Genomic DNA, 18572 nt, shown 5'->3' with positions numbered 1-18572 from the left:
CCGATCACGCACACGTGCCGGCGAGGCACGTGCGCGGTCGCATGCGACGAGCAGGAGGCGCAGCAGGCATGCCGGATTCTTTCGTTCACCTGCATGTTCATACGGAGTACTCCATGCTCGACGGAGCCGCTCGCCTGAACCAGATGTTCGAAGAGGTCGGCCGGCAGGAGATGCCCGCGATCGCCATGACCGACCACGGCAACATGCACGGCGCGTATGAGTTCCACAAGCACGCCATGGCCGCGGGGGTCACTCCCATCATCGGTTGCCTTCTGGCCGGCCAGGAGATCCTCACCGCCGAGGGCATCAAGCACGTGGAGGACGTCCGGGAAGGCGATCTGGTTCTCACCCACCGTGGTCGTTTCCGGCGTGTGCTGCGGACCATGCGGCGGCCTTACTCCGGCAGGGCGTACACGATCGAGCTGGCGTGCAGGTACGGCCGTACTCTGACCCTCACCGAAGAGCATCCGGTCCTGGTCCGTACACCGGACGGCCTGGTGGACTGGAAGAAACCCGGGGACATCACATCCGGCCGCCGTACCGCCGGAGGCGGCGTACATGCGTGGAACTCATGGGCCTGCCTTCCCAAGCTCGCCGGTGAACAGCAGATCTTCGACATCCTGTCGGTGCTGCCCGCCGACTTCACCGAAGGCCCGGCCGGTGGTGTCGAGCGCTCGTACCCGGCGGGCCACCGGGCGAAAAAGTCCTGGCCGGCGCTGCCCGGCCGGATCCCGCTGGACCGGGACTTCGGCTACCTGCTCGGCCTCTACGCGGCGGAGGGGCACCTGCAGAGCCGGGATGGCGAACTGACCGGCGGGATCGGCATCACGCTCAATCAGGCTGAGCGGGAACTCGCCGATCGCTGGCGCCGTCTGCTCCGGCGCTTTGAGATTCCGACCCAGACGTACCACCGTCCGGAGAAGGGCTCTCAGGAGATCAATGCCTGCTGCGTCCCGCTGGCCTTGGTCTTGAACGAGCTGGTCGGTCGGGGAGCTCGCGGCAAACGGGTGCCTCAGTGCGTGCTCAGTGGGCCGGCCGAGGTCCGGGAGGGCTTCCTCGAAGGATTTCTCGACGGTGACGGTCGCTCCCCGCGACCGGCTTCCAACACCGTCGGCCGCAGGGACCTCAAGGTCGCCTCACGGTCGCTGGCCTGGGGCATGCGCGCACTCCTGGCCGACAGAGGGCATTGGAGCACCGTGTCCAGCGGCACGGAGAAGGGCGACTTCCCCCAGGGCAGGAGTGACCGGGACTACCGCTGGTACCAGGTCTCCTATCACCCCGAGCGTGTGTACGCGCGCACTCTTGAGGATGACGAGTACCTGTACCGGCCGATCCGGCATGTGGAATCGATCGAGCTCGAGTGCGAGGTCTTCAACTTCGAGGTGGAGGAGGACAATTCCTACGTCTCGGACTTCATCCTGCACAACTGCGAGGCCTACATGGCCCCGGAGTCGCGGTTCCACAAGAAGAAGGTCCAGTGGGGGGAACCGAGCCAGAAGCGGGACGACGTCTCCGGCGGCGGGCTGATCAACCACAAGACGCTGTGGGCGCGGAACAGGACGGGCCTGCACAACCTGTTCAAGCTGTCCAGCCGCGCCTACACCGAGGGTTTCGTCTTCAAGTACGCCCGCATGGACGAGGAGCTGCTCGCCGAGCACGCGGACGGCCTGATGGCGACCACGGGCTGCCCGTCCGGCAAGGTCCAGACCCGGCTGAGGCTCGGCCAGTTCGACGAGGCGCTCAAGGCCGCGGCGACGTTCCAGGACATCCTCGGCAAGGACAACTACTTCCTGGAACTCATGGACCACGGCCTCGACATCGAGAGGCAGGTCCGGCAGGGCCTGATCGACATCGGCAAGAAACTGGGCATCCCGCCGGTGGTCACCAACGACTCGCACTACACGCACGAGTCGGAGGCCACCGCGCACGACGCGCTGCTGTGCGTCCAGGTCGGCAAGCAGCTCGCCGATCCGGACCGGTTCCGCTTCAACGGCAGCGGCTACTACATCAAGACGGCCGACGAGATGCGCGCCATCGACTCGTCCGACATCTGGGCCGAGGGCTGCCGGAACACGCTCATGGTCGCCGAGCGGGTCGACCCGGCGGGCATGTTCGAGTACCAGGACCTCAGCCCCCGCTTTCCGGTCCCCGAGGGCGAGACGGAGGAGAGCTGGTTCCGCAAGGAGGTCTGGAAGGGCCTGGAGCGACGCTTCCCCGACGGCCTGCCGGACGGGTACCGGGAGCAGGCCGAGTACGAGATGGGCGTCATTCTCGGCAAGGGCTACCCGTCCTACTTCCTCGTCGTCGCCGACTTCATCAACTGGGCCAAGGAGAACGGCATCCTGGTCGGCCCGGGGCGGGGCAGCGCCGCCGGTTCGCTGATCGCGTACGCGATGGGCATCACCGACCTCGACCCGATCCCGCACGGGCTGATCTTCGAGCGGTTCCTGAATCCCGAGCGCGCGTCCATGCCCGACATCGACATCGACTTCCCTGAAGACCGGCGCGCCGAGGTCATCAGGTACACGACGGAGAAGTGGGGTGCGGACAAGGTCTCGTTCATCGCCACGTTCGGCACCATCAAGGCGAAGGCCGCCATCAAGGACGCGGGCCGCGTCCTCGGCTTCCCGTACGCGCTCGGCGACCGGATCTCCAAGGCGTTCCCGCCCGCCGTGATGGGCAAGGACATCCCGCTGTCGGGCATCTTCGACGACAAGCACCCCCGCTACGGCGAGGCCGGCGAGCTGCGCAAGCTGTACGAGGAAGAGACCGACGTCAAGCAGATCATGGATCTGGCGCAGGGCCTGGAGGGGCTGATCCGGCAGACCGGCGTGCACGCGGCCGGGGTCATCATGTCCGGTGAGTCGATCACCGACCACATCCCGATCATGCGCAGGGACGCCGACGGCGCCATCATCACGCAGTTCGACTACCCGACCTGCGAGACGCTCGGCCTGCTGAAGATGGACTTCCTGGGCCTGCGGAACCTGACGATCATCGACGACGCGCTCAAGGGGATCAAGAAGAACAAGGGCGTCGACGTCGACCTGCTCGACCTCCCGCTGGACGACCAGCCGACCTATGACCTGCTCGCGCGCGGCGACACCCTGGGCGTGTTCCAGTTCGACGGCGGCCCGATGCGCTCGCTGCTGCGGCTGATGAAGCCGGACAACTTCGAGGACATCTCCGCCGTCGGCGCCCTGTACCGGCCGGGCCCGATGGGGGCGAACTCCCACACCAACTACGCGCTGCGCAAGAACGGCCAGCAGGAGATCACGCCGATCCATCCGGAGCTGGAGGAGCCGCTCAGGGAGATCCTCGACACGACCTACGGCCTGATCGTCTATCAGGAGCAGGTCATGGCGATCGCGCAGAAGGTGGCGGGCTACACGCTCGGCAAAGCGGACCTGCTCCGCCGCGTCATGGGCAAGAAGAAGAAGGCGGAGCTGGACGCCCAGTTCGTCGGCTTCGAGCAGGGCATGGTCGACAACGGCTTCTCCAAGCAGGCCGTCAAGACCCTGTGGGACATCCTCGTCCCCTTCTCCGACTACGCGTTCAACAAGGCGCACTCCGCCGCGTACGGGCTCGTCTCCTACTGGACGGCCTACCTCAAGGCGAACTATCCGGCCGAGTACATGGCGGGCCTGCTCACGTCCGTCGGCGACGACAAGGACAAGAGCGCCCTCTACCTGAGCGAGTGCCGCCGGATGGGCCTGAAGGTCCTGCCGCCGGACGTCAACACCTCCGAGGCCGACTTCACCCCGCTCGGCGACACCGAGATCCGCTTCGGGCTGTCGGCCGTCCGCAACGTCGGCCACAACGTGGTGGACGGGATCGTCGCGGCCCGCAAGGAGAAGGGCGCCTACGCCGACTTCAACGACTTCCTCAACAAGGTCCCGCCGATCGTCTGCAACAAGCGGGTCGTGGAGTCGCTGATCAAGGCGGGCGCGTTCGACGAGCTGGGCCACGAGCGCAAGGCGCTGCTGATGGTGCACGAGCAGGCCATCGACTCCGTCATCGACATCAAGCGCAAGGAGGCCGTCGGCCAGGACTCCCTCTTCGGGGCGCTGGAGGACGACGGCGGCGACGACGCGTTCGCCGTCACGATCCCCGAGGGCGAGGAGTGGGACAAGACGACCCTCCTGGCGTTCGAGCGGGAGATGCTCGGCCTGTACGTGTCCGACCATCCGCTCCTCGGCGTCGAGCACATCCTGGAGCGCGAGGCCGACTGCACGATCGCGGTCCTGAACGGGGGCGAGCGCCCGGACGGCCAGATCGTGGTCGTGGCCGGCCTGCTGTCCGGTCTCCAGCGCAAGGTCACCAAGCAGGGCAACTCGTGGGCGATGTTCCAGCTGGAGGACCTCGGCGGGTCTATCGAGGTGCTGTGCTTCCCGTCGTCCTACCAGCTGTGCTCCACCCTGCTGGCCGAGGACGCGATCCTGATCGTCAAGGGGAAGCTGGACCGCCGCGAGGACGTCGCCAAGATCATCGCGATGGAGGTGGCCCAGCCGGACCTGTCGGTCACCGACGCGACCGGCCCGCTCTCGGTCACGCTGCCGCTCGGCCGCTGCACGCCGCCGACGGTGTCGCGGCTGAAAGAGGTGCTGATCACCCATCCGGGAACCGCGGAGGTGCACCTGCACCTGCAGAACGGGCCGCGTACCACGGTCGTCCGGCTGGACGACAGGCTGCGCGTGGCGCCGTCCCCGGCGCTGATGGGCGACCTGAAGCAGCTCCTCGGCCCGTCCTGCCTGGGCTGATCCGCGTCAGGCGCCCAGGAGGGCGCGGGTCGCGGGGATCACCTCGCGGGTCCAGCGGAGGAGCTGGGTCTCGTCGGCGGTCTCGGGCCAGTAGACGAACGTGTCGAACCCGGTGTCGGTGGCGAGACCGGCGAGGACGCGGGCCCACCCGGCGGCGTCGGTGCGGATCGGTTCCTCGCCCTTGAGCCGGACGGTGCCGGGCGAGTCCGTGACGTCGCCGACGAGCTGGGCGATGCGGGTGATGGCGGACGGGTCGCGGCCGGCGTCCTCGGCGGCGCGGGTGATGACGTCCTGGGATTCGCGCCACTTCTCGTACGGGAGGTAGTGCGGGATCGGCGCGGCCCACCCGTCGCCGAGGCGTCCGGTGAGCGCGAGCGCCTTGGGGCCGACGCTGCCGATCCAGATGCCGATCGGGTGCGCCGGGGCGGGGCCCGCGTGGAGGCCCTTCACCGTGTAGTGCTCTCCGGTGATCTTGACGGTCTCGCCGGGCCGCCACATGGCGCGGATGATCTCGATGGCCTCCTCCAGCGCCCGCAGCGCCTGCCCGGCCGTGCGGTGCGGGCCGCCCATCGCGGTGATCGCGGGCCAGAACGCGCCGGCGCCGAGCGCGAGCTCGAACCGCCCGCCGCTGAGCAGGTCGAGCGTGGCGGCCTGCTTGGCGAGGACGGCGGGTCCCCGCAGCGGCAGGCTCGCCACGTCCGGGAACACCCGCAGCCGCTCGGTCTCGGCGAGGACGGCCGCCATCAGCGTGACCGTGTCGGCGAGGCCGGCGGCGTAGGGGTGGTCCTGCACGCCGAGCAGGTCGAGGCCGTCGGCGTCGGCGAGCCGGGCGAGGGCGCGGACATCGCCGAGTCCGGAGGCGGACGGGTTGAGCTGGATGCCGAATCGGTAGGTCATGGGCCGACGCTACCGAGGCCGGCGCCGGGGCCGAATCAGTAACGCTACCGGGTCAGGTGCCGAGTGGGACGGGGCTCAGTTCGGCCTCCCACTTGACGAAGCGGCCGAGGCCGTCGAACCGGGCGCGGGCCGTGCCGCCGCCGGGGAGGAGCACCTCGGTCAGGACGTCGCTCTGCCGGAACGGGACGCGGTGGTGGGACAGGAACCCGGCGAGCGTCAGCCGCGGCTCGTGCGGGAACAGGCCCGCCGCGTTGGCCAGCAGCCGGGGGAGCGGGACCGGGTCCCACCGGGCGGGCGGCGCCTGCGGGTCGTCGACGTGCAGGTAGGCCGAGCCGCCGTCGTAGCCGGCGCCGATGTACCCGCCGCCGCCGAGGACGCCGCCGGCGGCCATCGCGATCAGCTCGCCGCCGTGCCCGGCCGGCCCCTCGTACCAGGACAGGTCGACCTCGGGGGTGGTGAACTCGGGGATGCCGAGCCGCTCGCCGAGCGTCCGGATGACCAGCGTCGGGACGACGGCGGGGTGCGCGTCGCCGAACTGCGGGTTCGCCCATCCCCACAGCCAGGTGCGCTCGCGGGCGGCGTAGCTGCCGAGGAGCGAGACCCGGACGGCGACCCCGCCGCTGGCATAGGTGCGGGCGGTCAGGTCGGCGCTCCAGTCCTCGCGCGGCAGGAACTCGGCGAGCGTCTCCTGCTGCTGCAGGACGACGGCCGCCAGCGCGGCGCCGAGGCGTTCGAACGCGGGACTGAATCCGGACATGTCGGGCACATTATCCCAGTAGTCGAGGCGATCGGGGGCCGGAATCGGGCAGGCTAGGCTTTCGCTGTCAGAGGACTCACACTAGGAGCGTACGAGGTGCGGGGACCCGCCGGGAGGTTCTTGGCGACGAGGCCGTGGACGTCGGGGGCGGTGACCGCCGCCGTCGTGACGTTCCTCGGGCCGCTCGCGGGGCTGTTGTGGGCCGGCACGGCCCCCGAGGTGACCTATGTGATCGTCCAGGGTGAGCCGCTGCTCGCCGATCCGGAAGGGCAGGGGCCGATCGGCCTCGACGCCGGGTTCGCCGTCATCGCCCTCGCCGCCGGCCTGCTGTGCGGCGCCGCCGCGTATCTGGCGGGCGGCCGCCGCAACGACGTCCCGCTGCTGCTCGGGCTGGCCGTGGGCGGCTCCGCCGCGGCCGTCCTCGCCTGGCAGACCGGTCATCTGATCGGCCTGGCGGAGTTCCAGGACGCGGTCCGCACCGCGCGCGACGGCACCACCGTGACCGGGGTCGCCGACCTGCGGGCGAAGGGCGTCCTGGTGTTCTGGGCGCTGCCCGCGGTCGTCCTGTACGGGATGCTGGAGGTGATCGTCCGGCGGCTACCCGCGGGCTATCGCGGCGAGCGAGGCGCCGGTGAGGCGGACGAGGTCGGCGGGCGCGAGCTCGATCTGCAGTCCGCGCCGGCCGGCCGAGACGTAGACGGACGGGAGCGCTGACACCGACGCGTCGATCACGGTCGGCAGCGTCCGGCGCTGCCCGAGCGGGCTGATCCCGCCGACGACGTAGCCGGTGGCGCGTTCGGCGTCGCGCGGGTCGGCCATCCGCGCCTTCTTGCCGCCCGCCGCGGCGGCGAGGGCCTTCAGGTCGAGGGTCGCCGACACCGGGACGACGCCGACGGTCAGCCGCCCGTCGACGTCGGCGAGCAGCGTCTTGAAGATCCGCCCGTGCGGGATGCCGAGGGCGTCGGCCGCGGCCTCCCCGTAGGACCCGGCGTCCGGGTCGGCCTCGTAGGCGTGCAGCGTGAACTCGATCTTCGCCTGGGTGGCGGCGACGGTCGCCGGCGTGCCCGCGCCGCCCTTGCCGCCCTTGCCCGTGCCGCCCTTCGCCTTCGCTGTGCTCATGGACGCAGTCTGCCGTGATCGTCTCAGTTGGGGTGGAACGACCCGTCGAGGAACTGCCCGGCGGGGATCATCGGGAGCACGTCCAGGATGCGGTTCTCCCTGGCCAGCAGTTCGCGTTCGGCCCCCAGGCGCAGCGCGGCGTCCTCGCACTCCAGCAGCCGCTGCTTGTCGTGGCCGTCCAGGACGAGCGACGCCGCGATCGCGTACGACATCGCCACCGGGTCGTCGGGCGGTTCGGCCTCGTCGAACGGCCCGGCTCCGGCGGCGCCCAGCCGGTGCCGGTACAGCCGGTACAGCCGGCGGACGCGCAGCGCGACGGGCCCCGGGTCGGCCCCCGGCTCCTCGGGGAGGTACTCCACCTCGCCCTGCAGGTACGGCCGGGACCGGTCCAGTTCCTTCAGCCGGAACCGCCGGGCGCCGACCGTCACGATGTCGTACCGCCCGTCCGGGTGCCGGGTCGCCTCGCGCAGTTCGGCGACGCAGCCGACCTCGGCGAGCCGGTGCGCCGCGCTTTCGCCGACCTCGTGGCCGAGTTCGATGCCGACCACGCCGAAGCCGCGGGGTTCGGGCAGTTCCAGGAGGTCGCCGATCAGCCGCCGGTAGCGGTCCTCGAACAGGTGCAGGGGGAGCACCAGGCCGGGGAACAGCACGGTGCCCAGGGGGAACAGGGCGAGCCTCTCGGTCACACTCTTTCTCCCACGCTCCTGGGCGCCGCCGGGGGAACGCCCTCGTACGCCAGCGTACGTGCTCCTTGATGATCTTGGTAAGGTCCGGTTCTTCACAGTGTGAAGCGGATGTCATCACGGCGGTCATCACGGCGGTCATCACGGCGGTCACCGCGGCGGACACCGCCCGGGGCGGCGTGGCCGGGCGGCAGGCCATTTCCTCCGATCGGCCCTGCCGTCCCGCCCGGGCCTGCCGGTAGCGTCGGACGTCATGAGGATGCTCGTCGTCGACGCCTTCACCGCCCGCCCGTTCGCCGGCAACCCGGCCGCGGTGTGCCTGCTCCAGGACGCCGCCGATCCCGCGTGGATGCAGCGGGTCGCCGCCGAGATGAAGCACTCCGAGACCGCTTTCGTCCGGCCCCTCGACGATGCCGAGGCGGAGTTCGGACTGCGCTGGTTCACGCCGATGGCGGAGGTCGCGCTGTGCGGGCACGCCACCCTGGCCTCCGCGCACGCCCTCTACTCCACCGGGACCGTCGCGCCGGGCGAGCCGATCCGCTTCCGGACGCTCAAGAGCGGTGTCCTGACCGTCACCGGGGACGGGGGCGGGGACGGCGGCGGAACCCTGTCGATGGACTTCCCCGCCTGCTCGCCCGAGCCGGTCGACGTCCCCGAGGGGCTCACCGAGGCGCTCGGCGCCGAGGTGAGGGCCGCCGGACGCAACACGCAGAACGACCTGCTCGCCGAAGTCGCCGACGAGGCGGCCGTCCGCGGGCTCACCCCCGACATCCCGGCGGTCGCCCGGATCGACGCCCGCGGCGTGATTGTCACGGCGCCGGCCGCCCAGGGGGACGATCACGACTTCGTGTCCCGGTTCTTCGCCCCGCGCGTCCTGCCCGGCGACGGCGAGGACCCCGTCACCGGCTCGGCGCACTGCGCCCTCGCCCCCTACTGGGCGCGACGCCTCGGCCGCGACACCATGACCGGCTTCCAGGCGTCGGCCCGGGGCGGGTACGTCGGTGTCGCCGTGCGCGGTGACCGCGTCGTGCTGTCCGGCTCGGCCGTCACCGTCCTGGGCGGCGAACTGCGGGCGTGACCGCCGTGCGCGACGCGCCCGTCTCGGCACCTGAGACGGTGCGCGAGGGGTGGAGGGCACTCCGTAGACTGGACGCGTGATTTCCCGTATCGACCTGCGCGGTTCGCTGCCCGGCGATCTGCGCTCCGTGCTGCCCCGCGCCGACTTCGACGTCGAGGCCGCCCTGGACAAGGTGCGGCCCATCTGTGAGGACGTCCGCCATCGTGGCTCGGAGGCGGTCCGGGAGCACACGAAGAACTTCGACGGGGTCGATCTGGAGAGCGCCCGGGTCCCGGTCGAGGCCGTCCACCGGGCCCTCGCCGAACTCGACCCCGCCGTCCGGGACGCGCTGGAGGAGAGCATCCGCCGCGCCCGGCTCGTCCACCGCGCTCAGCGCCGCGCCGACGTCACCACGCAGGTGGTGCCGGGCGGCACCGTCACCGAACGCTGGATCCCGGTCGAGCGCGTCGGGCTGTACGTGCCGGGCGGCCGGGCCGTGTACCCGTCCAGCGTCGTCATGAACGTCGTGCCCGCCCAGGAGGCCGGGGTCTCCTCCCTCGCCGTCACCTCGCCCGCGCAGCGCGACTTCGGCGGGCTGCCCCACCCGGCGATCCTGGCCGCGTGCGCGCTCCTCGGCGTGGACGAGGTGTACGCCGCCGGCGGCGCGCAGGCGATCGCCATGTTCGCCTACGGCACCGAGGAGTGCCCCCGCGCCGACCTGGTCACCGGCCCCGGCAACGTGTACGTCGCCGCCGCCAAGCGGCTGCTCAAGGGCGTGATCGGCATCGACGCGGAGGCCGGCCCGACCGAGATCGCGATCCTCGCCGACGGCACCGCGGACCCGGTGGACGTCGCCGCCGACCTGATCAGCCAGGCCGAGCACGACACGCTCGCCGCCGCCGTGCTGGTCACGGACTCGGTGCGGCTCGCCGACGACGTCGAGACCGAGCTGAAGGCGCAGGTCGCCCGCACCAGGCACGTCGAGCGGATCACCGAGGCCCTCGCCGGGCGGCAGTCCGGCATCGTGCTGGTCGACGACGTCGAGGACGGCCTCAAGGTCGTGGACGCCTACGCCGCCGAGCACCTGGAGATCCAGACCGCCGGCGCCTCCGCCGTCGCCGCCCGCGTCCGCAACGCCGGTGCGATCTTCGTGGGGCGGCACGCGCCCGTGTCGCTCGGCGACTACCTCGCCGGGTCCAACCACGTGCTGCCGACCGGCGGATGCGCCTGCCACTCGTCCGGGCTGTCGGTCCAGTCGTTCCTGCGCGGCGTCCACGTCGTCGAATACGACCGCGGCGCCCTCGCCGGCGCCACCGCCCGCGTGGTCGCGCTCGCCGACGCCGAGGACCTGCCCGCCCACGGCGCCGCGCTCAGGGCCCGCTTCGACTGGGAGATCCCCTCGTGACCTCGCTCGACGACCTGCCGCTGCGGGACGACCTGCGGGGCCGCGAACCCTACGGGGCACCCCAGATCGACGTCCCGTACGCGCTGAACACCAACGAGAACCCGTACCCGCCGTCCGACCGGCTGGTGAAGGCCCTCGGGGACGCCGTCATGGACGTCGCCGGGACGCTGAACCGCTACCCGGACCGCGACGCCGTCGCGCTCCGCGAGGACCTCGCCGCGTTCCTGAACGCCGACACGCCCGGCCTCGGCCTCACCGCCGGGCGGGTGTGGGCGGCGAACGGCTCCAACGAGATCCTCCAGCAGATCCTGCTGGCGTTCGGCGGGACGGGCCGCACCGCGCTCGGCTTCGAGCCGTCCTACTCGATGCACCCGATCATCACCGGGGTGTCGGGGACGCGCTGGATCGACGCCTTCCGCGATGAGGACTTCGGGATCGAACCGGCCCGCGCGATCGAGGCCGTCGAGGAGCACCGGCCCGACGTCGTGTTCCTCACCTCGCCGAACAACCCGACCGGGACGGCGCTGCCGCTGGAGGCGATCGAGGCCGTCCTGCGGGCCGCGCCCGGCATGGTCGTCGTCGACGAGGCCTACGGCGAGTTCCGCCGCCGGGAGACGCCGTCCGCGCTGACGCTGCTGGACGGCAACCCGCGGCTGATCGTCACCCGGACGATGTCCAAGGCGTTCGCGATGGCCGGGACCCGGCTCGGCTACCTGGCCGCCGACCCCGCCGTCCTGGAGGCGCTGCTGCTCGTCCGGCTGCCCTACCACCTGTCGGCCGTCACCCAGGCCGTGGCCCGCACCGCCCTCGCCCACGGCGAGGAACTGCTCGGGAGCGTCGAGGCGCTGCGCCGCGAACGCGACGACCTGGTCGCGTGGCTGCGCGCCGAGGGCTTCCGGGTGGCCGACTCCGACGCCAACTTCGTCCTGTTCGGGACGTTCCCCGACCGCCGGAAGGTCTGGGAGAACCTGCTCGAACGCGGCGTGCTGATCCGGGAGGTGGGACCGCCCGAGTGGCTGCGGGTCAGCGTCGGCACCCCGGACGAGATGGCCGCCTTCCGCACCGCGCTCACGCAGGCGCGAGGGGGGACGGCCCCCCGAGCCGACTTCGTCGGAAAAAGTGAGGAGAGTCTGTGACGCGCAAGGGACGAGTCGAGCGCGGGACCAAGGAGACACAGGTCCTCGTGGAGATCGACCTCGACGGGACCGGGCAGGTCGACGTCGCGACCGGCGTGGGGTTCTTCGACCACATGCTGGCCCAGCTCGGCAAGCACGGGTCGTTCGACCTGACCGTCAAGACCACCGGCGACCTGCACATCGACAGCCACCACACGATCGAGGACACCTCCATCGCGCTCGGCCAGGCGTTCCGGGAGGCGCTCGGCGACAAGGCCGGCATCCGCCGCTTCGCCGACGCGTCCATCCCGCTGGACGAGTCGCTCGCGCAGGTCACCGTGGACGTGTCCGGCCGCCCCTACCTCGTGCACGTCGAGCCGGACGGCATGGCCCCGATGATCGGCCCCGAGTACGACACCACGATGACCCGGCACATCTTCGAGTCGTTCGTGTCGAACGCGCGGGTGGCGCTGCACGTCCACGTCCCGTACGGGCGCAACGCCCACCACATCGTCGAGGCGCAGTTCAAGGCCCTCGCCCGCGCGCTGCGCGACGCCGTGGCGTTCGACCCGAAGGTGCACGGCGTCCCGTCCACCAAGGGGGCCCTGTAACCGTGGACATCGGTGACCTGCACTTCACCTACGCCACCATGGCGCTCTTCGCGGTCGCGGTGTTCCTGCTGGCGGGCGTCTACAGCTTCGTCAAACAGGGCATCAAGATCGGCGCGGTGATCCTGCTGGTCCTCGCAGGGCTGGCCATCGCCGGGGGTGTGTCATGGCTGTGAAGGACATCGTCATCCTCGACTACGGGTCGGGGAACCTGCGCTCGGCCGAACGCGCCGTCGCCCGCGCCGGCGCCGACGTGACCGTCACCGCCGACTGGGACGCGGCGCTCGCCGCCGACGGCCTGGTCGTGCCCGGCGTCGGCGCGTTCGCGGCGTGCATGGCGGGCCTGCGCTCGGTCCGCGGCGACCAGATCATCGGACGCCGCCTCGCCGGCGGGCGTCCCGTCCTCGGCATCTGCGTCGGCATGCAGATCCTGTTCACCAAGGGCATCGAGCACGGCGTCACCACCGAGGGCTGCGACGAGTGGCCCGGCACGGTCGACCGGCTCGAAGCCCCGGTCGTCCCGCACATGGGCTGGAACACCGTGGACGTCCCCGGGGGCTCCGCCCTCTTCCGCGGCCTGGAGGACGCCCGGTTCTACTTCGTCCACTCCTACGCGGCCCGCCGCTGGGACCTGGAGCCCGACCCGACCGGCCTCATCGAGGCGCCACTGGTCACCTGGGCCGAGCACGGCGACCGTTTCGTCGCCGCCGTCGAGAACGGCCCGCTGTGCGCCACCCAGTTCCACCCGGAGAAGTCCGGCGACGCGGGAGCCGGCCTCCTCCGCAACTGGCTCACCACCCTGTCCTGAGCTCCTCTCTCATCACCGTCTTTCACCACCGTCGATAAGGTTTCCGCATGACTTTGACGCTCCTTCCCGCCGTCGACGTCGCCGACGGCCAGGCGGTCCGCCTGGTCCAGGGCGAGGCCGGCACCGAGACCTCCTACGGCGCCCCGCTGGAGGCGGCGCTGGCGTGGCAGCGCGCGGGGGCGGAGTGGATCCATCTGGTCGACCTCGACGCCGCGTTCGGCCGCGGCTCCAACCGGGAGCTGCTCGCCGAGGTGACCGGGAAGCTGGACGTCAGGGTGGAGCTGTCCGGCGGCATCCGCGACGACGCGTCGCTGGAGGCCGCCCTCGCCACCGGCTGCGCCCGGGTCAACATCGGCACCGCCGCGCTGGAGGACCCCGCCTGGTGCCGGAAGATCATCGCCTCGCACGGCGACAAGATCGCGGTGGGGCTGGACGTGCGCGGCACGACGCTCGCCGCGCGCGGCTGGACGCGGGAGGGCGGCGACCTGTGGGACGTCCTCGCCCGCCTGGAGGACGACGGCTGCCCCCGCTACGTGGTCACCGACGTCACCAAGGACGGCACGCTGCGCGGCCCCAACACCGGACTGCTCCGCGAGGTCTGCTCCCGGACCGACAAGCCCGTCATCGCGTCCGGCGGCGTCTCCTCGCTCGACGACCTGCGCGCCCTCGCTGGACTGACCGGAGACGGCGTCGAGGGCGCGATCGTCGGCAAGGCGCTCTACGCGCGGGCGTTCACACTGGAAGAGGCCCTGGAGGCCGTCAAGTGACCGTGGCCGTGCGGGTCATCCCGTGCCTGGACGTCGATGCCGGGCGCGTGGTCAAGGGCGTCAACTTCCAGAACCTGCGGGACGCCGGCGACCCCGTCGAGCTGGCCCGCCGCTACGACGCCGAAGGCGCCGACGAGCTGACGTTCCTCGACATCACCGCGTCCAGCGCCGACCGCTCCACGACCTACGACGTCGTCCGCCGCACCGCCGAGCAGGTGTTCATCCCGCTCACGGTCGGCGGCGGCGTCCGCACCGTCGAGGACGTCGACCGGCTGCTGCGCGCGGGCGCCGACAAGGTGTCGATCAACACGGCCGCGATCGCGCGCCCGGAGTTCCTGCGCGAGGCCGCGCTCCGGTTCGGGTCGCAGTGCGTCGTGCTGTCGGTGGACGCCCGCCGCGCGCCCGGGACGGACTCGGGCTACGAGGTGACCACGCACGGCGGCCGGAAGGGGACGGGCATCGACGCGATCGAGTGGGCCCGCCGCGGCCAGGACCTCGGCGTCGGCGAGATCCTGCTGAACTCCATGGACGCCGACGGCACCAAGGCCGGCTTCGACCTGGAGATGCTGCGCCGCGTCCGGGAGACGGTGACCGTGCCGGTGATCGCCAGCGGCGGCGCCGGGGCCGTCGAGCATTTCGTCCCCGCCGTGGACGCGGGCGCGGACGCCGTCCTGGCCGCCAGCGTCTTCCACTTCGGTGAGCTGAAGATCTCCGAGGTCAAGACCGCACTGCGCACCGCCGGCCACCCCGTCCGCTGAGCGGAAACCCTGATGGGCGCGGCGCGCCTCCGGATCGCGTCCTCTAGATCGCGTCCTCCTCGGCGGGGGCCGGGACGGTCGCTTCGGGGGAGCGTTCGACGACGGGGAGGATGATCGCCGACGGGTGGTCGGGGTCGTGGAAGAGTTCCTGGTGGGCCGGGACCATCCGGCTCGCGGTGGCGAGGGGCTCGCCGGTGCCGGGGTTCGCGGCGACCTTGGGGTGAGCGCCGCTGGTGACGTGGACGCGGACCTTGTGGCCGCGTGCGAACCGGTGCCCGGCCGGCCACAGGTCGACGGCGATGCGGCGGACGCCGCCGGTCCCGACGGGCTTGTCCGCGGCGGCGGGCAGCCGCAGGCCGCCCTCGCAGACGTTGCGGGACGTCCCGTCCGGGGCGACGTCGCAGAGCCGGACGATGAAGTCGGTGTGCTCGCGGTCGGAGCGGACGAACAGGTCGGCGCCGACCGGGCCGATGACGTCGAGGTCGTCGTCCAGGGCGGGGGAGGTGAACACCAGGACGTCGGGGCGCCGCTCCAGCGGCCGGTGGTCGACCGGGCGGGAGCTGCCGAGCAGGGTGGGGCCGCCGAGCGCGGGCGTCGGGCGGGCCGGGTCGAACCGGTAGGTGCTGGCGGGGGCGTCCCGCGGGCCGTCCTCGCCGAGGCCGTGGCCGGCGTGCAGGTGCCAGCGCGCCTGGCGCATCCCCGGGGGCGGCCAGTCGCGGTAGTGCCGCCACTCCCCGGCGCCCGTCACGTAGACGCGGACGGGGTCGGTGCGCAGCCCGGAAGTGTCGCCGAGCAGGTGGGCGCGGAACCATGCGAGCGACTCGCGCAGCGCCGGCAGGCCGTGCCGGGCGTCGGTGTGCCACCAGGGGCCGATGGTCAGGTACGGGGCGTGCCCGGCGGAGCGCAGCGCGAGGTAGTCCTTGAGCTGCCACGGCAGGAACACGTCGTACCAGCCGCCGAGGAGGCTGACGGGCGCCTCGACGCCGCCGACCGTCCCGCTGAAGTCGCGGCTGTCCCAGTAGCCGCCGGCGGCCGTGTGGTTGGCGAGGACGTCCTGGTAGAACCGCATCTGCTCCCCGCCGGTCAGCACGTCCAGCTCGGAGAGGGGGCGGCCGGAGCGGGCGGCGCGGACGGCGCGGCGGCGCGACAGCAGCGGCGCGGTCAGCAGGCCGAACGGCTGCTTCTGCCGGTGCGTGAGGTCGGTCCAGGTGAGGGTGGACTCCAGTGCGAACGACCCGCCGACGTAGGCGGCGTCCCGGAACGACGACGCGGTGATCTGCAGGGACATCGCCTTCAGCTCCGGTCCCGCCTCGGCCGCGACCGCCCACGCGGAGTAGCCGAGGTAGCTGGCGCCGTAGGTGGCGAACGTGCCGTTGAACCACGGCTGCGTCTTCAACCACTCCACGGTGGCGAGCCCGTCGTCGCGTTCACTGCCGAGCGGGTCGAACTCGCCGCCCGAACCGAATGTGCCGCGCGCGCTCTGCACGACCAGCTGGAACCCGAAGGGGACGAACAGCAGCCCGTTGGCCAGCGCCGCCGGGCCGCGCCGCCCGTAAGGGGTCCGCACCAGGATCGTGGGCGGACGGTGCACGCCGCTGGGGACGTACCGGTCGGCGAGGAGCGTCACGCCGTCCGGCATGGTGACGGGCAGGTCGCGCTCGACGGTGTAGGGGGCGAATCCGCGGGGGCGGCGGAGCCGGATCGGTGGTGCGGGCAGTCGGTCCCACGGGGCCATGCTGTCTCCCAGGCTGCCGTCTCCGTGCACGCCGTCGGTTGCTACTACCTAGTAAGGTATCCGTTCCGGCCGCCTGCAATCGCCACCCCCCCGGCGAACGGCCAAGGCCGGGCATGCCGGCGGCCCAATGGAGACCCGGCCGAACCCGGCGATCGGCAGTCCCTGACAAAGGCGTCCCTGGCGGCGTGCAAACTTGTCTGGGATCGTTGCGTTTCCGCACAACCGGCTCTGCAGGGGGGAACACTGATGTGGCCCGGGTCCAACCCACCGATCGGACCGCCGCCCACAGGGCGGGGTCAGGCGGGCCCGTCTTGGACCCCGGCGCCGCAGATCAGCCCCGGTGCCGGCTGGTACGCCCTGCCCGTCGTCCTCATCCTCGTGGCGATCACCGGGTTCTTCACCGTGTTCGCGGTCCTGTGGGACGACTCCAAGGTCGCGGACGGCCCGTCGGCGAGCGGAGACCCCGTCGCCGGGGTCCGAGTCCGGCTCTCGGACGGGTACGGCTACTTCATCTACGTGCGGATCGGCGAGTCCTCCCCCTTCGCGTGCTCCGTCGAGGTGGGGGAGCGGACCGGCCCCATCCAGCTGACCAGGAAGAACTCCTGGAGCGCCGCCGAGCACCCGTCCTACCGCTACACCGCCACGTTCGAGGCGCCCGTGTCGGGGACGGCCATGTTCCGGTGCCGCGGCACCACAGGCCCGATCCTGGTGACGCCGGACGACACCGTCCACGGCTACCTGGGGTTCGCCATCCTCGGCGCGATGGGCCTCGGGACCCTCGCGGCCGTCGCCTTCGTCGTCACCCTCGTCCGCCGCGGCGGCGCCAGGCGCAGGGCCGCCGTCCTGCACGGCCCCTACGGCGCCTGACCCGCGCGGTGGCCCCGCGCTCCGGGTCAGGCCGCGGGCCCGCGCTCCGGGTCAGGACGTGAGTTCGCGTTCCAGGGGGGTGCGGAACCGGGGGGTCGCGCGGATGTCGCCGTACCAGGCGGACATGCGCCCCGCCTCACGGTCGATCGCGCCCTCCGCGTCGGCGCCGACGTCCTCCAGCAGGCGCACGGCGATCTCGCCGTCCTTGCGCTGGGCCCAGCCGCCGACGATGCGGCCGTCCCACCAGATCGACGGCCCGATGTTGCCGTTCCTGTCGAACAGCCGCGGGCCGTGGTCGCCGAGGAACCAGCCGCGTTCCCGCCAGCCCATCGGCGTCGGGTCGAGGGCGGGCAGCAGCGCCGCCCACGGGTCCGGGGCGGGCACCGGGTCCAGGTCGTCCGACAGGACCACGCCGGTGGCGCCGCCGAGGTCGACCTCGGTGACGTCCAGGAGCGCGAGGGCCCTGCCGACGTCACCGGCGTTCCAGCCCGTCCACCACTTCAGGTCGGAGACCGGGGCGGGGCCGAACGCCCGCAGCCACCGCCGGACGAGGTCGGCGCGGGCGGACGCGGCGGGGACGTCCTCGATGCCGCCGGGCAGCCAGGCCTCCACCGGGGACCACGTGTACTGGCTGCTGACCCACGTGCCGTTCGGGCGCCCCCGGACGATGAGGCCCTCACAGCCGAGCGTGACGAGGATCCACGTGGTGACGTTCGTGGGCCTGGAGTACGACTTGCCGGGGGCCGGGTCGACCTGCGTCCGCAGCCGGGGCACGGCCGCGCCGAGCTGCGCGCCCGTCGCCTCCCCGCGTGCCAGCAGCGCCCGGTGCGCGGCCTCCTCGGCCTCCGCGAACCAGGTGGGGACGTCGGGGATGTCGCTGCCGCGCTCGATGATCCGGGCGTAGGCGGCGCGCTGCCTGGCGGCCAGGGCGTTCGCCGTGGACGCCTGCAGGACGGGGACGAGCTCGACGGGCGCGACGAACATCGTCCGGCGCATCGCGAGCATCCGCAGCAGCGTCCGGTCGTCGTACAGGGCCCGCTCCAGCGCCTCCGGGGCGGCGTCGACGCTGCGCGCCGCGACCGACAGGAACACGGTGGCCGGGTCGGTGGCGTGCAGCACCACCATGGACCGTGCGACGTCGGCGACGTCGTCCGTCCTGAACAGGGGGGACAGGCGGTGGCGGAGACCGAGCCGGGCGCGGCGCTCCGCCACGTTGATCGAACGCATGAGCGAATA

17 protein-coding genes are annotated in these 18572 nt (G+C 72.1%); 11 read left to right on the top strand and 6 right to left on the bottom strand.

Annotation, left to right across the window (positions count from 1 at the left end):
* The first annotated feature begins 68 nt into the window (after positions 1-68).
* Positions 69-4760, top strand: coding sequence for a DNA polymerase III subunit alpha (gene dnaE / locus ACGFK0_RS26075; protein WP_392909145.1), 4692 nt, complete (start codon positions 69-71; stop codon positions 4758-4760).
* 6 nt (positions 4761-4766) lie between these two features.
* Here the strand turns inward: dnaE and ACGFK0_RS26070 are convergent, their stop codons facing one another.
* Positions 4767-5657 (bottom strand): LLM class flavin-dependent oxidoreductase, encoded by an 891-nt coding sequence (locus tag ACGFK0_RS26070; protein WP_392909143.1) that lies wholly within the window; start codon positions 5655-5657, stop codon positions 4767-4769.
* A 52-nt stretch (positions 5658-5709) separates the two neighbouring features.
* Positions 5710-6414, bottom strand: a complete 705-nt coding sequence (locus ACGFK0_RS26065; RefSeq protein ID WP_392909141.1) for a DUF6882 domain-containing protein — start codon at positions 6412-6414, stop codon at positions 5710-5712.
* A gap of 120 nt (positions 6415-6534) precedes the next feature.
* On the opposite strand from ACGFK0_RS26065, the gene ACGFK0_RS26060 reads away from it, so the two are divergent.
* Positions 6535-7128 (top strand): hypothetical protein, encoded by a 594-nt coding sequence (locus tag ACGFK0_RS26060; RefSeq protein ID WP_392909139.1) that lies wholly within the window; start codon positions 6535-6537, stop codon positions 7126-7128.
* Here ACGFK0_RS26060 and ybaK read toward each other — a convergent pair.
* Both ybaK and ACGFK0_RS26050 read right to left on the bottom strand, forming a co-directional pair.
* The gene (gene ybaK / locus ACGFK0_RS26055) at positions 7012-7533 is read right to left on the bottom strand and encodes a Cys-tRNA(Pro) deacylase (protein WP_392909137.1); all 522 of its coding nucleotides are present in this window, start codon (positions 7531-7533) and stop codon (positions 7012-7014) included. The two genes, ACGFK0_RS26060 and ybaK, sit on opposite strands and share 117 nt — an antisense overlap.
* A 23-nt stretch (positions 7534-7556) precedes the next feature.
* Positions 7557-8219: an LON peptidase substrate-binding domain-containing protein gene (locus ACGFK0_RS26050; RefSeq protein ID WP_392909135.1), complete on the bottom strand. Its 663-nt coding sequence runs from the start codon at positions 8217-8219 to the stop codon at positions 7557-7559.
* 250 nt (positions 8220-8469) lie between these two features.
* Between ACGFK0_RS26050 and ACGFK0_RS26045 the strand changes: the two genes are divergently transcribed.
* The 8 genes from ACGFK0_RS26045 to hisF all read left to right on the top strand — a co-directional run bounded on the left by ACGFK0_RS26045 (position 8470) and on the right by hisF (position 14734).
* Positions 8470-9294 (top strand): PhzF family phenazine biosynthesis protein, encoded by an 825-nt coding sequence (locus tag ACGFK0_RS26045; RefSeq protein ID WP_392909133.1) that lies wholly within the window; start codon positions 8470-8472, stop codon positions 9292-9294.
* Positions 9295-9370: 76 nt separating this feature from the next.
* Positions 9371-10678: a histidinol dehydrogenase gene (gene hisD / locus ACGFK0_RS26040; protein ID WP_392909131.1), complete on the top strand. Its 1308-nt coding sequence runs from the start codon at positions 9371-9373 to the stop codon at positions 10676-10678.
* On the top strand, positions 10675-11814 hold the full coding sequence (locus ACGFK0_RS26035; RefSeq protein WP_392909129.1) for a histidinol-phosphate transaminase: 1140 nt from the start codon (positions 10675-10677) through the stop codon (positions 11812-11814). The genes hisD and ACGFK0_RS26035 overlap by 4 nt, the downstream gene beginning before the upstream one ends.
* Positions 11811-12404 (top strand): imidazoleglycerol-phosphate dehydratase HisB, encoded by a 594-nt coding sequence (gene hisB, locus ACGFK0_RS26030; RefSeq protein WP_358467106.1) that lies wholly within the window; start codon positions 11811-11813, stop codon positions 12402-12404. The genes ACGFK0_RS26035 and hisB overlap by 4 nt, the downstream gene beginning before the upstream one ends.
* 2 nt (positions 12405-12406) lie before the next feature.
* Positions 12407-12577 carry a hypothetical protein gene (locus tag ACGFK0_RS26025; RefSeq protein WP_392909126.1) on the top strand — a complete coding sequence of 57 codons (171 nt, stop codon included), beginning with the start codon at positions 12407-12409 and terminating at the stop codon, positions 12575-12577.
* The gene (gene hisH / locus ACGFK0_RS26020) at positions 12568-13209 is read left to right on the top strand and encodes an imidazole glycerol phosphate synthase subunit HisH (protein WP_392909124.1); all 642 of its coding nucleotides are present in this window, start codon (positions 12568-12570) and stop codon (positions 13207-13209) included. Before ACGFK0_RS26025 ends, hisH begins: the two co-directional genes overlap by 10 nt.
* Positions 13210-13256: 47 nt before the next feature.
* Positions 13257-13976, top strand: a complete 720-nt coding sequence (priA, locus tag ACGFK0_RS26015; RefSeq protein ID WP_392909122.1) for a bifunctional 1-(5-phosphoribosyl)-5-((5-phosphoribosylamino)methylideneamino)imidazole-4-carboxamide isomerase/phosphoribosylanthranilate isomerase PriA — start codon at positions 13257-13259, stop codon at positions 13974-13976.
* Positions 13973-14734, top strand: coding sequence for an imidazole glycerol phosphate synthase subunit HisF (gene hisF / locus ACGFK0_RS26010; RefSeq protein ID WP_392909119.1), 762 nt, complete (start codon positions 13973-13975; stop codon positions 14732-14734). The genes priA and hisF overlap by 4 nt, the downstream gene beginning before the upstream one ends.
* Before the next feature lie 43 nt (positions 14735-14777).
* Here the strand turns inward: hisF and ACGFK0_RS26005 are convergent, their stop codons facing one another.
* Positions 14778-16469 carry a CocE/NonD family hydrolase gene (locus ACGFK0_RS26005; RefSeq protein WP_392909117.1) on the bottom strand — a complete coding sequence of 564 codons (1692 nt, stop codon included), beginning with the start codon at positions 16467-16469 and terminating at the stop codon, positions 14778-14780.
* A 246-nt stretch (positions 16470-16715) separates the two neighbouring features.
* On the opposite strand from ACGFK0_RS26005, the gene ACGFK0_RS26000 reads away from it, so the two are divergent.
* Positions 16716-17336: a hypothetical protein gene (locus ACGFK0_RS26000; protein ID WP_392909115.1), complete on the top strand. Its 621-nt coding sequence runs from the start codon at positions 16716-16718 to the stop codon at positions 17334-17336.
* 51 nt (positions 17337-17387) lie between these two features.
* Here the strand turns inward: ACGFK0_RS26000 and ACGFK0_RS25995 are convergent, their stop codons facing one another.
* Entirely contained in the window at positions 17388-18563 is a 1176-nt protein-coding gene (locus ACGFK0_RS25995; protein ID WP_392909113.1) for a winged helix DNA-binding domain-containing protein, read from the bottom strand.
* Positions 18564-18572: the final 9 nt, after the last annotated feature.

The sequence above is a fragment of the Spirillospora sp. NPDC048823 genome, from assembly GCF_043198445.1.
In the GTDB taxonomy this organism is placed as follows: domain Bacteria; phylum Actinomycetota; class Actinomycetes; order Streptosporangiales; family Streptosporangiaceae; genus Spirillospora.
This window is presented reverse-complemented; position numbering and strand designations above follow the sequence as displayed.